The organism is Bacillus yunxiaonensis (assembly GCF_037104695.1).
Classification (GTDB): Bacteria; Bacillota; Bacilli; order Bacillales; family Bacillaceae_G; genus Bacillus_A; species Bacillus_A yunxiaonensis.
In genome coordinates this window covers 794,518-812,010 of sequence record NZ_JBAWSV010000001.1, presented here as the reverse complement: position 1 = coordinate 812,010, position 17,493 = coordinate 794,518, and the positions used below count along the sequence as shown (strand labels likewise).

The window sequence follows — 17,493 nt, the reverse complement described above, 5'->3', positions numbered from 1 at the left end:
TCCATTAAAAAATATTCATGACAACAATTCCAGAAGCAATAAGTAGTAAGCCGACCATTTTCTTTTTTTCAAACTTCGCAATTTTCATTCCTAATAACCCGAAATGATCGATGACAATAGAAGTAATGGATTGACCGAGTAAGCCTAAAGCAATCGTTAAGGATACACCGAGTGCTGAAAAGCTAATATTGGTAAATAGTACGGTGAATACCCCGATAGCTCCTGCGCTATATAAGTAGAGCGGGATTCCTTTATGAATTTTAATTTTAAATTTACCTACTAGTAAAATAATAATAACCGCAATTAATCCAACAGTATGAATAAGAACACTGGCATTATAGTTTCCTATAACTTCTGCTAAGATGCCGTTTAGTGGAATCATAAGTGCGATGAATGCACCAATAAGTGCAGAAAGTAATTTATACATAGCATTTCCCCCTTGCATTTTTAAGGTTAATTTATCATGATTGAATTAGTGGGTATTATGACATATGTCATAGTGAAGAGGGGATTTGGAGAATTTATGAAAAAAATATATGATTCGAAGAAGTTAGACGAGTATATTCAAAAGAATAATATTGAAGATTTTTTTAGTCATGACATAAAATCTGTGATGGAATTGTTGTTATTTAAAAAGAATAAATACATATGTAGAGAAAATGAAACGCTTCATTACCTTTACTTCTTCGTAGAAGGAACAGCAAAAGTATATACGACTTTAAGTAACGGTAAATCTTTATTATTAACTTTTTATAATGGGTTTGAAGTAATGGGAGATGTAGAATTAGTTCGTTCTCAAAAAACCTTTTCAAATGTTCAAGTGATAGAGGACTCATATTGTATTGGAATTCCTTTGGAAAAAATTAAAACAAGATTACTTCATGATGCAACTTTTTTAAGTTTTATTTGTGATTCTTTAGCCCGTAAACTTGCTGGACTTGCTCAAAATAGCTCCATTAATTTACTTTATCCACTTGAGAGCCGATTAGCGAGTTACATTCTTGCAACAGGTGAAAGGGTTAAGAATGAAGAAAAAACATTGATATTTCAGGGGAATTTAACGGAAATATCGGAGTTGTTAGGAACAAGTTATCGGCATTTACTACGAACATTAAATATTCTTTGTGATAAAGGTGCGTTAGAAAAGAAGGGGAGTTATTTTGAATTGAAAGATGAGCTTTTACTTCAAGAGTTGGCGGCGGATGTGTATAAACATAAACATAAACATACGATGATATAAGTACAACGAGCTTATAGCTCCATCTCATTTATAGGTGGTATTAGCGATGCTGGTACTAGCCCTTATAAGAGGAATACAACAATTAGAATAATGAAAAGCCGATTTTCCTTAACGTACAGGAAATCGGCTTTTTTCTTGTCGAAATTTGCTTAGCGTACAGTGGTCATGTAATTTTAGGAATAACGGAAGAATATATAGAAAATGCTATATAAATGGGAAGTTTGATCAACTTAGGGGGGGACAACCTTGTTCAATCGGATAGTAAAAGCTGTACCTAATTTATTTACACTCGGAAATTTATTGTGCGGTGTTTTTTCAATTACCTTGAATATGAGTGGCTTTTGGGAAGTAGCCTCCATTTTTATTTTCTTTTCGGCTGTTTTAGATCTTCTTGATGGAAGGATTGCGAGAAAATTAAAAGTGAATAGTGAGTTTGGTGTAGAATTGGATTCCTTAGCTGATATTGTTAGTTTTGGAGTTGCTCCTGCACTTCTATTTCATTCGATAGCAGCACCATCTATTTTAACTTCTTTGGCATTTATCCTTTTCCCAACGATGGGTGCTTTAAGATTAGCTAAATTTAGTGTGAAACCAACTATTGGATATTTTAAGGGATTACCTATTCCAGCTGCTGGATTACCATTGGCTGGTATGGGGTTTTTTTCATATAGCAATGCATGGATTACCTTAATCCTCGCTCTTTTAATGGTAAGTCCAATTAGGTTTAAAAAACTTTAATTTTGGTTTTGCCCCATTGCCATCAAGACTTTATGGAATATCGTTTATCATATCTGGCGATTCATCCCCAACCTCAAGCGCGAAGCGGTAGGTGGGGGATGAATCGCTTTTTTTGTTTTTTTAAGTATATAAATAGAAGCGTATGTTCTTTTTGTATACAAAACAAGAAAGGAGTGTGTCCAATGAAAAAAGCATATTTTTCAATTCGTATCTATAGTTATTTACTCAATTCCTCTTCCTCTAAGTACCTTGAGAATGTAATCTTCCAGATACATCGCTTCCAAAGCAGAGTAAACTCGATTTTACTCCCCATAAAACTACTCCGTTTTAGCTACATACTTTATTCCAGATTATAATACATTGATTAAAGGTGTACTTTACGACATAAAGATTAAGCGTATCCTGCATGAATGATTTGACATTAACTTGACAACCTTATTACAATTTTTTGTTCTTTTAAGAAATTTGAGCACCAGAAAATTCTTAAATGATAAGGACGTGATAGGGATGAGCGGAGAAAAGAAATCGAATCGATTGAAAAGAGAACCCGAACTGACTGGACGTATCGTTATACCAGGTGACTCGGAATATAATGCGGCCAGAAAGGAATTCAACACCTTTTTCAATAAGTTTCCTCTGGTTATCGTTTTTGCCCAAAATACTCAGGACGTGGCCAATGCTGTACGTTGGGCACGTTATCGAGATGTACCAATCCGTATACGCTCAGGCCGCCACAGTTATGAGGGTTTGTCGGTCGTTGACGCCGGTATAGTGATTGACGTTAGTGAGATGAACCGGGTAGAGATTGACCGCAAGCTCGATACTGTTACTGTGCAGACTGGATTACGGGATTTTGCTTTATATGAGACTCTCGGAGCCAAGGGGCTAATGGTACCGGGGGGACTCTGTGCTACCACAGGTATTGCAGGTCTCACTTTGGGCGGCGGTCAGAGCATCGTAGCACGGTCGCTCGGTCTAACTTGTGATAATCTGCTTGAGCTGGAGATGGTAAACGCCAACGGCCGAGTGCTCCGCGCTAATGCCGATCACAACTCTGATCTGTTCTGGGCTTCGCGCGGTGGTGGTGGCGGAAATTTTGGTATCTGCACCTCCTTTCGCTTTCGCACACATCGAATTGATAAGGTCGCCTACGCCAACATCAGCTGGGATCTACGATACTTAGAGCCGGTGCTGCGAACCTGGCAAGACTACACACTTTCTGACGCTGACGAAAGACTCACTCCTCTTCTCACGATAGCTTCAGGCTTACAGTCGATTCTACTCATGCAAGGGGTGTTTCTCGGTTCGGTTAAAAGGCTTCGCAAATTGCTGCAACCATTGCTTCAAGCTGGCTCACCGCAAGAGGTGTTCATCGAAGAGATCCCTTGGCTTGAAGCGGTAGAACGAATAGCGGTCACCCAGCCGGTATCTCCTGAACCATTCAAGAGCGTTGGTCCCTTCATCGAACGCTTGCTACCAGATGAAGCGATCGACATAATTCGGCGCTTTATTAGCGATCCTCCCACTTCTTCGGCAGTCGTCTTTTTCCACGGCCTGGGTGGAGCTGTAGCCAAGGTGCCGAGCAAGAACACAGCATACTTCTATCGCAAGGCTCTATCGAATATGTCAATATATTCCACTTGGGATACGCCTGATGGGGCTGCTGCAGGCATCCGATGGGTAGAAGACTTCCGTAAGGCGATGCTTCCATTTACTCGAGGAGTGTATGTCAATACACCGGACCTCTCAATTGAGAAATGGCCCGAAGCTTACTATGGCAACAACTTCAAACGGTTGACTCAAGTGAAGGCCAAATACGATCCGGAAAATATTTTTAAATTCCCTCAGAGCATTCCGCCAGCTAATAAATAGAGTAACCATTAAGGTATAGAGCGCTAGAGAAGAGCTCCTCCTAATTTTAAAAACACTCGTGCTGAATGAAGGAGAGGGTGAGGTCAATCTTTTTTTACTATTTAAAAGCAAGATTATTAAGTATTGTCTTTAAAGTTAAACTCTTCAATGATAGATTGCTACATAATTTTTATCTCCTTTAAAAGTTGAATTTTATTTAAAAAGGCTTATTGTTCTTTATGCATTGTCACAAAATGAGCGTTATGATAATGCATTTAATAGTTTTGATGAAGGTTAGTGTCCTAAATGGAACTGTTATTGTTTGTTAATGAGCACTAAAAGAAGGATTCTATATTTTATTTATAGAACGTAGTATGGCTAAGATAGAATGTAAGAAATGTAAGTTAACATAATATAATTATGTTAACGCGTAAACTAGTAAACATGTTAACGGGGAGAATGACAATTGAAGTATATTGAGTTTGGAATCGGGAATAAGTGGCTTGTTAGGACAGAAATAGAATATGAGGATGGAACTGAGATAGAGCAGCCTGGTATTGTGAAGCCAATTCATTTTGAATCGGTGTATATGAGGTGCTGGATAGGAAAAACTTGTTTTATTGTAGACGCAAAAGAAGGTTTTAAGAAAATGAAAAAGAATCGTAACGAATTCAAGGTTATTATTGGGATTGTAAGTAGGAGATAAGTAGAGAATAAGAGGAATCAAAAGTTACGGTATGTAACATGTTGATTCCTCTTATTTTAGTTTGCTAATTGCGGGCAGTAAGACCCCATACAAGATTCAAAGAGAAATGCGGGTGATTGGTGGGGGATGAAAAAACACTGATAGAAGTTGCACTTCATCTGTGTCCTTGTTTTCTTGCTTCTGCAAATCCATAGTATGCACAAGCGCCATTTTGAGAAAGATCTTTTACTTCAAATCCGCATTTTTCATAAAAGTTAAAGTTATTTGCTGAAGTATTCGCAAACCAATCACCGTGGGGGAGTTTTTGTACACATAACTCTACAAGCTTTTTACCGATTCCTTGTCCTCTATAGTCACTTTTTACGACTACATCCATAATCATAGCAGCCATAATTTGATCTGATATAACTCGTATCATCGCAATCATTTCCTCATGATCCCATACTGTAAAAGCCCAAGTAGAGTTTTCAAATATTAAAGTGAAACGTTCATCTTGCCATGTAGGGGTATGATTTCCAACCCAACCAGCATCCTGAAACAAACTCTTCACAGCAAAAGCTGGTATTCCTTTCGTTCCTTCGCGAATAATGAGTCCGTTATGATAAATGTACATATATACTGCCTCCTTTTATCATTTATTTCGTTATGAATCAGCAACTTCCTTCATGGTTGATTAATGAAAAAGGACTGCTGATGACAAAAAGATATAATCGAAAATTAAGGTAGAACAATAAAAAGTTAGCTTATGTGAGATTGCTAGGCTTTCGAATCAGTACAAATAACATTTCGCTTATCACACCTACTCCAATGCCTATCGCATAAGCCAATAAGTCGCTCCATAAAAAGCCATATCCTAATACTAATCCACCTAAAGTTGTTTCTCGAATATGATCGATCCAACTAGCATGGTACAGTTGGCTAAATTCAATGATATAGCAAAATAATAAAACCAGTAACGCAACGGTTTTTGTATGAGCTCCTTTAAAAAGAAAACCAAAACCAATAAAAATCATTAAAGCCCACAGTGCATCGCCTAAGTATGTATTCAAAATATGTGGTAGCATATGAGCAATTTTTCTTGAGCATAGCCCTAATACAATTACAACGATGGTCATCATTGCGTACAGTAATCGATTGCGTTTATATGTCATATGTAAATTTCTCCTAAAAGTATTTTTCAAAAATTAATAGATTAATGATTTATATTTTTTGCTTATACATTAACATGGTGTCACGTGTTGCAGATAATGGATACAGTATCATGAAACAATTCAATTGTAGTTTATATCATACCAGTAACGAGAGGTTTTTTTATATATTATAAAGATGAATAACAATATAGGGAAATGTTTAATCGTTGTTTATATAGTGGATTAGCGGTGTGGAACGTATAAAAGGAGCTGCTTCGTTATTTTTTGCAGTTGTATTTTTTTCTGTGGTTCGGATATACCTTCTTTATTGAAAAAAATAGGTTTAGTTTTTATGATATCTCTATAATGGCAACCGTAAGCTCATCCTCTGAATCGGAATGCTCTTTTGCTTCATAATAATAGATACTTCTTGGAATTTGTAGGACGTCACACATTGCTGATATCGAGTATTTGTGAAGATTATTTTTAATCACATTTACTTTCGTCCTGGTATCAGCGCAGCTTGCTTTAAAATATCAAACTCCATCAATAAACGCTGATTTTCTTTATGGAGCTTGATCAATTCTACTTCCTCTGGTGTTCTAATATCCTTCTTTTTAAATGAACCAGATGTTTGATTTTGTTTAACCCATTTGTCCAATGCTGAAGGCGTTAAATCATATTCACTGATAATATCTTTTCTAGGTTTTCAGCTTTCATATAACTTGACCATTTGTGCTTTAAATTCAGGAGTAAAAGTTTTCCGGGCTTTAATCATATTTATATCTCTCCTTAACTGAATAAGTGACGAAAAAATGTTAAACACCTCCCTATCTGCATATAAAAAGATAGAAGGTTACTAAAAGCTGAGAGGGGATAGATAGATGGTAAGTCACCACATTGCCACAATTGATAATCTGCGTATTTTTTACCGGGAAGCAGGAAGCCGCAGAAATCCAGCGATTGTGTTGCTCCATGGCTTTCCGAGTTCTTCCCATATGTTCCGAAATCTAATACCTTTTTTGTCTGACCAGTTTTATGTCATTGCACCTGATTATCCCGGCTTTGGAAACAGCAGCATGCCTGCTCCCGATGAATTTACATACACGTTCCATAACATTTCTCTTGTTATGGAAAAGCTGCTGGATATGCTTGGCATCAGGCAGTCAGTCTTCTATGTTCAGGATTATGGGGGTCCAGTCGGCTTCCGCATTGCTGTTCGCCAGCCGTCAAGGGTGCTTGGATTTGTTATTCAAAATTCCGTTGCTCATGAAGAGGGACTTGGCAAGCCGTTCGATCTATTTAAAGCTTTGTGGAAAGACAGAAACCCAAGCACTGAAGCAGCATTGGGAGCCTTGCTTACCTTTGATTTCACAAAGAAGCAGTATCTTACCGGTGCTTGCTCCCCGAATCTGATCAGCCCGGACAGCTATTTGATGGATCAGCTCTTATTGGACCGCCTGGGAAATGCTCAAATTCAATTGGAACTTGCCTACGATTATCGGAAAAATGTAGAACAATACCCCGTTTGGCAGCAGTATCTGCGCACGAAGCAGCCCCCAGCGACAGTTATCTGGGGGAAAAATGATTTTATTTTCACATTGAATGGCGCTGTTGCCTTTAGCAAGGAACTGTACAATGTGGAAACCCATCTTCTTTGCGGCGGACACTTCCTTCTCGAAGAGCAGGCTTGGCAGGTATCACAGCTAATTAAAAGCTTCTTTTATTCAAGGCTATTTGTTCAATAAATCATGTGTCGAAAATTTACCAGCTCTGTGTTAGGAATACAATAGCCAGTGTGTTTTCAAAATAATAATACAAGGCAATTACATAATAGGAGATGGCTCAATATGTCAAACAACAATAATCAGTTTTTAGTTCCAGGAATACAACAAATATAGAATGTAATTGAAAAAGAATCTGGTGTGCAGCTTTGTGCTGATACTACATCGCGTGCCAACAGTTCCGTTAGTGGAGAAATTACAAAACGTCTTGTGTCCTTTATGACTTATTTCATAAGTTCATCAGAATTATTGAAGATAAATCAAGGCATGTTCCTTTGAATCTATGAAAATAGAAACATTATTGAAGAATGTGTATAAGCTATAGCAATAAGTTAATGAATTAATTGGCTTTTACGAATATTATGTCAGGGGATGAATCAATTGAATACAGTAAAAGTTTATCATTACGATGCATTTAGCAATAAACCAAATAAGGGAAATCCAGCAGGAGGTGTTTTACATGGTGACAAACTAACAGATGATGAGATGCAAAATATTGCTTATAAAGTTGGATTTAATGAGACTGCGTTTTTAATGAAGTCCAATGTGGCAGACTGGAGAATCCGTTACTTTACACCAGGATATGAAATGGATCTTTGTGGTCATGGAACTGTAGCTGCTGTTTACGCATTACAAACTAGAGGTTTAATAGAAAAGGTAGGAAAATTCACAATTGAAACGAAAGTAGGAGTTTTACCAATACAAGTAGAGATGGATTTAAATAGCAGACCATACATAACGATGAAACAAGCAAATCCACAGTTTCAAAAATTTCATGGCTCAAGGGAAGAATTAGCGGCTTCCATAGGCCTGCATGAGAATGATTTAGAAGATAAGTTGCCAATTGTATACGGAAGTACAGGGAATTGGACTTTATTAGTTCCAGTGAAAAAGCTTGCGTCGTTTAAAAAGATGAAACCTAACAACAAGTTATTTCCATCTATCTTAAAAGAAATGCCCCGCGCTTCGATTCATCCTTTCTGTTTAGGAGCATATGATTCAAATGCTCACATGCACGCACGTCATTTTTCATCACCATATGCTGGTACTATTGAAGATCCGGTAACTGGTACAGCTTCTGGAGTGATGGGAGCATACTATATTACATTCATTGATGATGAATTCAAAGATAGAAGAGAATTTTTAGTAGAGCAGGGGCATGAAATAGGGAAAGATGGACAGGTGAGAGTAATAGTGAGTAAAGAACGTAATGATGCTTTAGAGGTTGAGATTTCGGGAAGTGCAGTGTATGTGGATGAGTTTGAAGTTACTTTATAAAAATGAATCTATTATATTTGAGCGTTTTAAATAGATATAGTATTCATTACTATGGGAATCCGTATAAAAGGTAGTATTTAATTCAAAAGAATGGAGGAATTCTAATTTTGAATGCATTATTAGGAATTTCAGAAGTTGATGAAAATAAAGTTAAGATAAATTATAGAGAAGCCGTCAGAGCTATTATTATTCAAGATAATAAGATTCTTCTCGTTCATTCTAACATGGGAGATTATAAATTTCCTGGAGGTGGAGTTGAAAAGAATGAAAGCCATGCAGAAGGGTTAATGCGAGAAGTGGAAGAAGAGACAGGCTATCTTAACTGTGAAATTAGAAATAAAATGGGTGTTGTTATTGAAAGGTATATAGATGAATATGATAAAAATGCTATATTTCAAATGACCTCACATTATTATTTTTGTGAAATGAATGGTGAGAAAACTGCTCAAAAATTAGATGATTATGAGTTTGAACAAGAATATACACCTCAATGGGTGAAGGTTAGCGATGCAATTAATCAAAATCAAAAAATTGTTAATCAAAGCGAGCAGAATAGATGGATACACCGAGAAAACTTTGTTTTAAAGGAACTGAACAAAATTTATAAATGAGTATGGAATTGATTTGTATTCTACAACCAGTAGCTTTAATGAAATAACAAAGGGGACTTCCGATTAAAAGGAGGTGCCCTTATTTTTATTTAATGCCTCAAGTATTTACAGTAATAGTAATTCTTATATTTTTTCAGGTTAATTATCGGTTTCTAAGTCTGATAGCTTATTCCAATAATCATGGTACAGTTAATATAAAAAGTTTAATCCAAATCTTGTTACGAAATGAATTTTTTAGAGGCATCTTTACTTTAATATCGAAATAATAGGTAAAATTAGAATTCGAGGAGAGAGGAAAATGAATGAAGAATATTTTAGTAAACATTTTAGCCTTGAGAAAGTTAGTGAAGGGATATACGTTGCGATAGCAAGAGAAGGTGGTGGAGCTGTAGCAAATGCAGGTTTTATTGATTTGGGAGATAAAACAATAGTTTTTGATACATTTAACACACAACAAGCTGCGGAAGATTTAAAGTATATTGCAGAAAGAATAACGAATCGACCAGTTTCATGGGTTATAAATAGTCATTGGCACGGAGATCATATTCGAGGTAACCGAACGTTTAAAGATAGTAATATTATTTCAAGTCAAATTACATACGAAAAAATGAAGGATATTCATCCATCGAGAATCAATAAGCAGAAAAATGATATACAAGGTCTAAGAAATTATATTCATTCCTTAAAAGACCAAGTAAATCAAACCAATGATATAAAGTTAGAACACCAAATAAACTTTTTAAGTGAATTGGAAGTTTCATTGCTAACTCTTGAATTAGTATTACCGCACCAAACATTTATAGAGGAAATAACTTTTCATGGGAGTCAGCGTAGTGCAAAGCTTTTCACATTAGGCGGAGGACATTCGTTATGTGATGCAGTTCTTTATATTCCAGAAGAGAAAGTGATATTCATGGGTGACTTATTATTTGTTGATTGCCACCCAACATTTTTTGAAGAATCGAATTTAGAGAATTGGATTCATATTTTGAAAAAAGTTGGGGAGATGGATATTGACATAGCGGTTCCAGGACACGGTTCAATTGGAACAAAAACAAATCTTTCAAAAGTAGTAAACTATATAGCCGATTTAACTGTAATTGCACGAGAGAACAATGACATCGAAAATATTAAATTACCTCATGACTACAAAAATTGGGATTCGCCAGAGATTTATCAACAAAATTTTAAAATGTTAAAAGAAATATTGAATTGTTGAATCAAAAAAGAGGGGTTCCGAATAATTTCACTTGGACAACCTCTTTTAAGTATTTAAATATCTAATTTAAGTTACATTCTAGTTTTTTTGCGGCTGTTTGTGATGAAGTATACAAGTTAGAAGAACGACAAGAACCTGTGCTATTAAACGAAAGGTACAGGATACTTCAACAATACCCATAAAGAACAGTTACTCAATAGAAACGGGAATTTGAGGTGAATAGCAATGAGAAGTGAAAAAGAAATGTTTGATTTAATATTAGGAGTAGCTAAAAAAGATGAACGAATTCGAGCAGTCTATATGAATGGTTCAAGAACAAATCCTAATGCTCCGAAAGATATTTTTCAGGATTACGATATTGTTTACGTAGTGACGGAAACAGCATCTTTTATAAAAGATAAGACATGGATTCATACTTTTGGAGATTTACTTATGATACAAGAGCCTGATAAAAATAATGAATCAGTTGGTATAAATATGGATTTTGATAAGTCTTATGGGTATTTAATGCTATTTACAGATGGGAATCGTATAGACCTTCATATTGAAACTAAAGATACAATGATTGAGGGATATGTCAATGATAAACTTACAGTTCCATTATTAGATAAGGACAACATTCTCCCACTCATTTCTCCTCCCGCAGATATTGATTATCATGTAAAAGAGCCAACGGAATCAATGTTTATGAGTTGTTGTAGTGATTTTTGGTGGTGCCTGCAAAACGTTGCAAAAGGAATTTGGCGTGATGAATTGCCATATGCAAAGCAAATGTTTGAACATGTAATAAGAGTTAGATTGGATGAGATGGTTTCTTGGTGGATTGGTCTAAAACACGACTTCCATGTTTCAACGGGAAAAATGGGAAAGTATTTCAAAAAGTATCTTCCTGAACCATATTGGAAGATGTATGAAAAAACTTATTCTGATAATGATTATGACAATTTTTGGAATTCTATATTTGTCACTTGTGAATTGTTTAGAACTTTAGCGGAAGATGTGGCAGATCACTTATTATTTACATATCCAATTGATGACGATACAAATATGACGAAATATCTTAAACGTGTGAGGAATTTACCTTTTGATGCAAAGGAAATACTTTAAGTAATCTATATGTAAGTTATAAATTTTCCCGAAAAACTATTTAACTAATGGAGGCTTTAATGGAATAACGAAAACAGCCGTTCCTCAATGGAATGGCTGTTTTTATACTTCGCGCAGAAAATTCACCGTAATATTGTATAATGCTCGATATGTTCTCTGAAGGATTTCTCAATTAAGTATAATTCATCTGACCTTACTTTAAATGATCGTATATTTGGATATCATTTTTGTGAGTCATGTATCTTGTAAAATAGTTTTTTTCTTCCTATAAATTTACAACAATTATGATCTATCATAGCGGTGGTGGTGTTAAATACATTGATAAACTTGAGAAACTGTGATAAATTAGTATAGAAACACAATTTTATAATTAAAGAGAATAAACTATCCCAATTATTATTTTACAGAAAATATCCTATTTAGTCAACCCTCATTTTCAATTTTTTTTAAGGAGTGCATGATATGAACACAGAACTTCGTCAGGAACAAGAACGATTGAACAGCGTAATGGAGACAATCACGGAACAAATCAGCAAGATAGAAGACGAAACCAGCCAGCGTCGAAAAGAAGTGATCAATATCCGTAAACACTTTTGGGATGATGTCAAGGTTAACGTAGATACTTTTGACGATTATCTCGAGACGATCATTGGCTTAAGACAACAGGCTCAAGCCCTATCCGTAAGCCAAAGCACCCACAGGCACGCCTTCAATCGGCTGTCCGTACTGCATCGAATGCAGGAAGTACCTTATTTTGGCCGAATTGATTTCATCGAAAAAGGAACTTCCGAAGTGGAAAGTATCTATATCGGAGTCTCTACACTTACGGATCCAACAGGAGAGAATTTCCTAATCTACGACTGGCGGGCACCGATATCGAGCGTCTACTACGATTACCCGCCCGGTCCAGCTGAGTACGTTACACCAGAAGGAGTAGTTCACGGATTGTTAGATCAAAAGTGGCAATATATCATCCGCGGCGGCGTTATCAAATCAATGTTCGATACGAGTCTCACCATTGGAGATGAGATTTTACAGCAGGTGCTTGGCGAAGGCACAGACAAACATATGCACAGCATAGTAGCCACCATTCAAAGGGAGCAAAACCGGATCATTCGGCACGATCGCGGGCGGCTGCTCATTGTTCAAGGCGCCGCTGGCAGCGGCAAGACATCAGCCGCCCTGCAGCGGATCGCTTACTTGCTCTACAAGTATCGAGATAGACTGAAAGCCGATCAAATCATTTTATTTTCGCCTAACTCGATGTTTAATAGCTACGTATCCAATGTGTTGCCTGAACTCGGGGAAGAGAATATGCAGCAGGCCACATTCCAGGAATATTTGAACCATCGGCTGAGCAACGCATTTCAAGTTGAGGGTCCTTATGAGCAATTGGAATATGTGTTGACTGCATCGGATGATCCCTCCTACCGGACTAGGACTGCGAGCATCCGATTTAAGGCATCGACCCGTTTTTTCGAGACGATCAAAACATACAGGCAGTCGCTAGAATTATCCGGCATGTTATTCAAAGGAATTAAATTCAGAGGAAAACCGGTCGTCTCTGCCAAACAAATCGCGGAAAGGTTTTATAGCGGTGACACCTCGCTTCGCTTTCACAACAGGATTGAGAAGCTGATAGAATGGCTAAACGAGCGAATAGATGAAATCGAAAAACTCGAGTTGACCAAGTCATGGGTACAGGAAGAAATCGAGTTGCTTAGCAAAGATGAGTATCAAAGGGCTTATATCTACTTACAGAAAAAACGAGGCTTTACGGAAGACTCGCTTGACGATTATGAGAGAGAGATCAAAGTGCTCGGGCGTATGATCGTTCGCAAGAAGTTAAAGCCGTTGCGTAAATGGATTCGAACGCTTCGTTTCGTCGATTTTACGGGAATATACAAGCAGCTTTTCGCCGATCCAGCACGGATCAAACTGTGGATTGCCGGGAAAACACCTGAAGAGTGGGAGGATATTTGCCTGTTGACGATGAAAATGCTAGGTGAAGGAAAACTGTCTTACGAAGATGCTACTCCGTTTTTACTTTTAAAAGAGTTGATTCAAGGGTTTCAGACAAACGTCTCAATCAAACATGTGCTTGTAGACGAAGCACAAGATTATTCTCCGTTTCAATTCGAGTTTTTAAAACGTTTATTTCCCTCGGCAAAGATGACTGTACTTGGAGACTTTAACCAGGCGATATTCGCCCATGCCAGCGAAATGGTTGATTTCTACACACTTACTGGCTTATATGGACCGGATGAAACGGATGCGATCAACTTGACCCGCAGCTACAGATCCACAAGACCGATCACCGAATTTACACGCGGACTCATACCTGGCGGCGAACGGATTGCCGCTTTTGAACGCGACGGCGAGAAGCCTGTGCTGACGCAATTGTCTGATCGTGCCGAACTGCACCGCTGCATCGCTTCCAAAGTCGCAGACTTGAGGAAGCAGCAGTATAATACGATCGCGATTATATGCAAATCCGCCGCGGAAAGCATCGCTGCATACGAGGCCCTAAGCAACGTCGATAAAATTAAACTCGTGAAGAGCGGCTCGATTGAATATGAACAAGGTGTTGTTGTCATACCAGCGTATTTGGCTAAAGGCATCGAATTCGACGCCGTCATCATTTATGATGCATCGGCACAAGTATACGGTGATGAGAGCCAGCGTAGATTGTTCTACACCGCCTGCACTCGGGCTATGCATCACTTACAGATTTACAGTGTAGGCGAACCGAGCCCCTTTTTGCTCAACGTTACGCCGGAAAGTTTACTTCTAAGCTTGACTTAACAAGGGACTGGTCGCGGATTCTTACTTTAATGTACCACTGTAAATAAAAATAGAAATGTGGTTTTGTCATTATTAAATTGAATAATCCCAATTTCTCATTTATCCCGCATTAACGGGCAGTAATACTCCCACCTCAAAATTCAGTGAAAGCAAAGAAGTTAGGTGGGGGATAAACTGCCCGTAAAAGCCCGATTGGTTCAACTAATAAACAGTGGGGGATGAAGAAAACCCCACTGTTTAAAGTTTCACTTTATATCACTGAGAGATTGGGATTTTAATATGGGAATATCCGTCCCGTTATAAGTCTGCGTTTTGCTGGTGATACCCATCGCTATCAAGCTAAGATGTTGAAATACACACAAAACGAAAGTTTTTTCTTTCTACATTTATTTATGAAAATTAAGTTCATTTTTTCGTTTTGGGGAACAACCAATTTTTAGCTTGATGGGCATGGGGTATGTTAATGAATTAACCATTTCTAATCCTCACAACCAACGAAAGCTATTCTAGACCAATTCACAATAAGTTCAATGACGTTGTTTGCGATTTTTTCGAAGGAGAACTTTCAATAATATCTCAGTTTCTTGATATGATAAAGAAAACTAAATATGAATACCGCTATCTTTTTCTTCATCTAAAAAGGAAAAGAAGGGCAAGAGCATACCGAATAAAGCAGGAATGAGAATAAAGCTACCAATCATGATATACAAAAGGCGGATGCCAGAGACTTCAACAATTTGTCCCGCAAATAAAATACCTAAAGGCATAGTAGCCCGAATTAAAAAGAGACGAACAGAAAACACTTGTCCCATAAGGTGAGGAGGAACGGTTTTTTGAAGGAGACTTGTTTGGTGAATATTGAAAAATGGAAAACAAATACCTCCTAGAAATTCGCACAAAAGGGCAAAGGGAAAGGATGTTACAAAGCCAAGTAAGAAAAAGGATAGCCCGCCCATGAATAGACCTGAAAGCATGATATATCTAATCGACCACTTATTTCTCCATTTACCTACTAAGAAAGAGCCGACCATATACCCTAAAGGAAAACTTCCCATAAAAAGGCCGTATGAAAAAGATGTTCCCTTGAATTCTTCTATTATATAAGGAACATTGATTACCATCGTTACCCCGACGCTAAATTGCACTAAAGAAGTAAAGAATCCAAGCCAAATGAGCGGACGTTGTTTGAAAAAGTATTGATATCCAGAAATGATTTGTTTTAACCAGGTAGTCTTTTTACTATGGTTTACAACTGACTGCTCATGGAGATAAGAAAGGCTACCGGCACTTATAAGAAATAAAATTCCTACCACTATGTAAGTAGACACAGTTCCTATGTAAGTTATTATGAGTCCTCCTAATGTAGGAGCTAAGAAACTCATGGTACGCATAGTTCCATCAATCCAGGCGTTGGCTTGTGTTAATCTGTCCTGTTGTACAATCGTAGGAAGCAGGGCCGATGCAGCTGGAACATAAAGAGGCTGCAGAATTCCAAGTACCACTTGAATGACAAACAAACTCCATATCTCAATCTGCCCCAAGAACATAAGAAGAGCGGGTAAGAAGAACACAATTCCTCTTAAAATTTGAGAACACAGCATAATATATTTACGGCTTGTCCGGTCAATGAAAGGGCCGATAAAGAGTTGAAGAATTAAAGACGGGATAAAATATGTTAACCATAGCGTTCCCATAGCCGATTTTGATCCAGTTAGTTCGTACAATAACAGCGAATTACATAGAGCTCCTATCGCTCCTCCAAGTTCAGAAATAGTTTCCCCAAGCCATAAACATAAAAAGGAACGATTGGTAAATACAGATTGAGGTTGCTCCATCTCTTCACCCCTTTCCTAGAAAGCGTTGTAATTTTTCTTGGAGAGAGGTTAAGTGGTCAAGCTGTACATAATACCGAGAACCTTTTCCGTTAATGATCCGAGCTGCCCGAAGTAAAGACAAATGATGATGAAGCGTAGTTTTGGGAGTTTTGAGCTTCTCGGTTAACTCTTGAAGTGAATGATCTCTTTCAGTTAGTAATTTAATAATTTTTAATCGTATTTCATCTCCAAGTGCTTTATAACTATGAACTAATGTAGACGGAGGGGAATAAGGATCCTCTACTAAACTCACATTATCGTCTGAAATGGGATAATAAAATACTTTAATCCCTGGTAAAGTCGTTTCTACGTTCCAAGGCCGGTACACATATTGCGGGATAAGTATGACTTGATGAATAGAAGGTTCAGGTTGATATGTACTACCCGTTATATATTTGACAAGTTCTTCTGGGTGATAAGTTGATTGAAGTGCACGTTTTTGCTGGGCATCACGCTCAAGCATGTTAGTAAACTCTATGCAGTTAGGCTGTATCACTGTTTCATGCCAGCCTTTAGAGATGATTTTTAAGTGTCGTTTAAGTACGGAAGTATCGACAGATGAAATATGTTTGATGTATGCCGGGAAAAATTTGTGATGTTGACAAGTTTTTATGAAGGAAGCTATAGCTGTTTCTTCTTTGCGGGATGCGTTTCGCCGATTGTCTTCATGCTGTAACCCGATATAAGGTAGAGAGTGCCAACGTAATTCCTCTTCAGTTAGTTCGTCAAGAAAATGAAAAAAGCTTTCAAGAGAATCGAAAGAATGGGAGTGAAGTAGCTGCAGTAAAGCGAACCATGTATTGTGTTTATGCGTGTATTGTAGTTCTTCTTGAACTGTAGCGGGTAAATTTTTTTCAATGTCCTTCCAATAATCTATCGGCTTTTCAAAAGTATGATGAAAATCGTAATACGTGCAAGCTGCAATACCTAATCCCATTTCGAATAAAATCGAATATTTAATTTGAACAGAATACGTTTCTCTTGTCGCATTTAAGTTCATTACTTTCATTGTTCATCCTCCTTTTTCATTTATTCTATATTTTTCGAATTTTATTTTCAATATTTTTCGAATAATTTTAATAATACATATAACATGAGAACAAAAGGAAGGTTTTTCAAGAACAGCGAAGAATTTGTATATGATTAAAAT

At 37.2% G+C, this 17,493-nt stretch carries 15 protein-coding genes and 2 pseudogenes; 11 read left to right on the top strand and 6 right to left on the bottom strand.

Annotated features, from left to right (window positions below; all coding sequences use genetic code 11):
* Positions 1-4 precede the first annotated feature (4 nt).
* Positions 5-427: a DMT family transporter gene (locus tag WAX78_RS04075; RefSeq protein WP_336480996.1), complete on the bottom strand. Its 423-nt coding sequence runs from the start codon at positions 425-427 to the stop codon at positions 5-7.
* 96 nt (positions 428-523) lie between these two features.
* Here WAX78_RS04075 and WAX78_RS04070 point away from each other — a divergent pair, with 96 nt between their 5' ends.
* The 4 genes from WAX78_RS04070 to WAX78_RS04055 all read left to right on the top strand — a co-directional run bounded on the left by WAX78_RS04070 (position 524) and on the right by WAX78_RS04055 (position 4,535).
* Complete coding sequence (locus tag WAX78_RS04070) at positions 524-1,240, top strand: cyclic nucleotide-binding domain-containing protein (RefSeq protein ID WP_336481355.1); 717 nt, start codon at positions 524-526, stop codon at positions 1,238-1,240.
* Between the two features lie 246 nt (positions 1,241-1,486).
* Positions 1,487-1,978, top strand: a complete 492-nt coding sequence (gene pssA / locus WAX78_RS04065; RefSeq protein ID WP_336480995.1) for a CDP-diacylglycerol--serine O-phosphatidyltransferase — start codon at positions 1,487-1,489, stop codon at positions 1,976-1,978.
* Between the two features lie 507 nt (positions 1,979-2,485).
* Positions 2,486-3,850, top strand: coding sequence for an FAD-binding oxidoreductase (locus tag WAX78_RS04060; RefSeq protein WP_336481354.1), 1,365 nt, complete (start codon positions 2,486-2,488; stop codon positions 3,848-3,850).
* Between the two features lie 445 nt (positions 3,851-4,295).
* On the top strand, positions 4,296-4,535 hold the full coding sequence (locus WAX78_RS04055) for a DUF3977 family protein (protein ID WP_336480994.1): 240 nt from the start codon (positions 4,296-4,298) through the stop codon (positions 4,533-4,535).
* Positions 4,536-4,689: 154 nt separating this feature from the next.
* Here WAX78_RS04055 and WAX78_RS04050 read toward each other — a convergent pair whose 3' ends face one another.
* From WAX78_RS04050 to WAX78_RS04040, 3 genes and pseudogenes are all read right to left on the bottom strand, one after another.
* Positions 4,690-5,148, bottom strand: coding sequence for a GNAT family N-acetyltransferase (locus WAX78_RS04050; RefSeq protein WP_336480993.1), 459 nt, complete (start codon positions 5,146-5,148; stop codon positions 4,690-4,692).
* Between the two features lie 130 nt (positions 5,149-5,278).
* A complete protein-coding gene (locus tag WAX78_RS04045) occupies positions 5,279-5,686 on the bottom strand; it encodes a ribosomal maturation YjgA family protein (RefSeq protein WP_336480992.1) in 408 nt (135 codons plus the stop codon).
* Positions 5,687-6,021: 335 nt separating this feature from the next.
* Positions 6,022-6,443, bottom strand: a pseudogene (locus WAX78_RS04040) (transposase); the annotation flags it as partial.
* 106 nt (positions 6,444-6,549) lie between these two features.
* Here WAX78_RS04040 and WAX78_RS04035 point away from each other — a divergent pair.
* From WAX78_RS04035 to helD, 7 genes and pseudogenes are all read left to right on the top strand, one after another.
* Positions 6,550-7,413, top strand: coding sequence for an alpha/beta fold hydrolase (locus WAX78_RS04035; RefSeq protein ID WP_336480991.1), 864 nt, complete (start codon positions 6,550-6,552; stop codon positions 7,411-7,413).
* A gap of 102 nt (positions 7,414-7,515) precedes the next feature.
* Positions 7,516-7,728, top strand: a pseudogene (locus tag WAX78_RS04030) (spore protein).
* A 102-nt stretch (positions 7,729-7,830) separates the two neighbouring features.
* Positions 7,831-8,727 carry a PhzF family phenazine biosynthesis protein gene (locus WAX78_RS04025; RefSeq protein ID WP_336480990.1) on the top strand — a complete coding sequence of 299 codons (897 nt, stop codon included), beginning with the start codon at positions 7,831-7,833 and terminating at the stop codon, positions 8,725-8,727.
* Positions 8,728-8,834: 107 nt separating this feature from the next.
* A complete protein-coding gene (locus WAX78_RS04020; RefSeq protein WP_336480989.1) occupies positions 8,835-9,338 on the top strand; it encodes an NUDIX hydrolase in 504 nt (167 codons plus the stop codon).
* A gap of 298 nt (positions 9,339-9,636) precedes the next feature.
* Positions 9,637-10,557, top strand: a complete 921-nt coding sequence (locus WAX78_RS04015) for an MBL fold metallo-hydrolase (protein ID WP_336480988.1) — start codon at positions 9,637-9,639, stop codon at positions 10,555-10,557.
* A 225-nt stretch (positions 10,558-10,782) separates the two neighbouring features.
* On the top strand, positions 10,783-11,664 hold the full coding sequence (locus WAX78_RS04010; RefSeq protein WP_336480987.1) for an aminoglycoside 6-adenylyltransferase: 882 nt from the start codon (positions 10,783-10,785) through the stop codon (positions 11,662-11,664).
* Between the two features lie 462 nt (positions 11,665-12,126).
* Positions 12,127-14,469: an RNA polymerase recycling motor HelD gene (gene helD, locus WAX78_RS04005; RefSeq protein ID WP_336480986.1), complete on the top strand. Its 2,343-nt coding sequence runs from the start codon at positions 12,127-12,129 to the stop codon at positions 14,467-14,469.
* A 602-nt stretch (positions 14,470-15,071) separates the two neighbouring features.
* On the opposite strand, the gene WAX78_RS03995 is transcribed toward helD, so the two are convergent.
* Positions 15,072-16,304, bottom strand: a complete 1,233-nt coding sequence (locus WAX78_RS03995) for an MFS transporter (RefSeq protein WP_336480985.1) — start codon at positions 16,302-16,304, stop codon at positions 15,072-15,074.
* A 4-nt stretch (positions 16,305-16,308) separates the two neighbouring features.
* Positions 16,309-17,352, bottom strand: coding sequence for an ArsR/SmtB family transcription factor (locus WAX78_RS03990; RefSeq protein ID WP_336480984.1), 1,044 nt, complete (start codon positions 17,350-17,352; stop codon positions 16,309-16,311).
* Between the last annotated feature and the right edge of the window lie 141 nt (positions 17,353-17,493).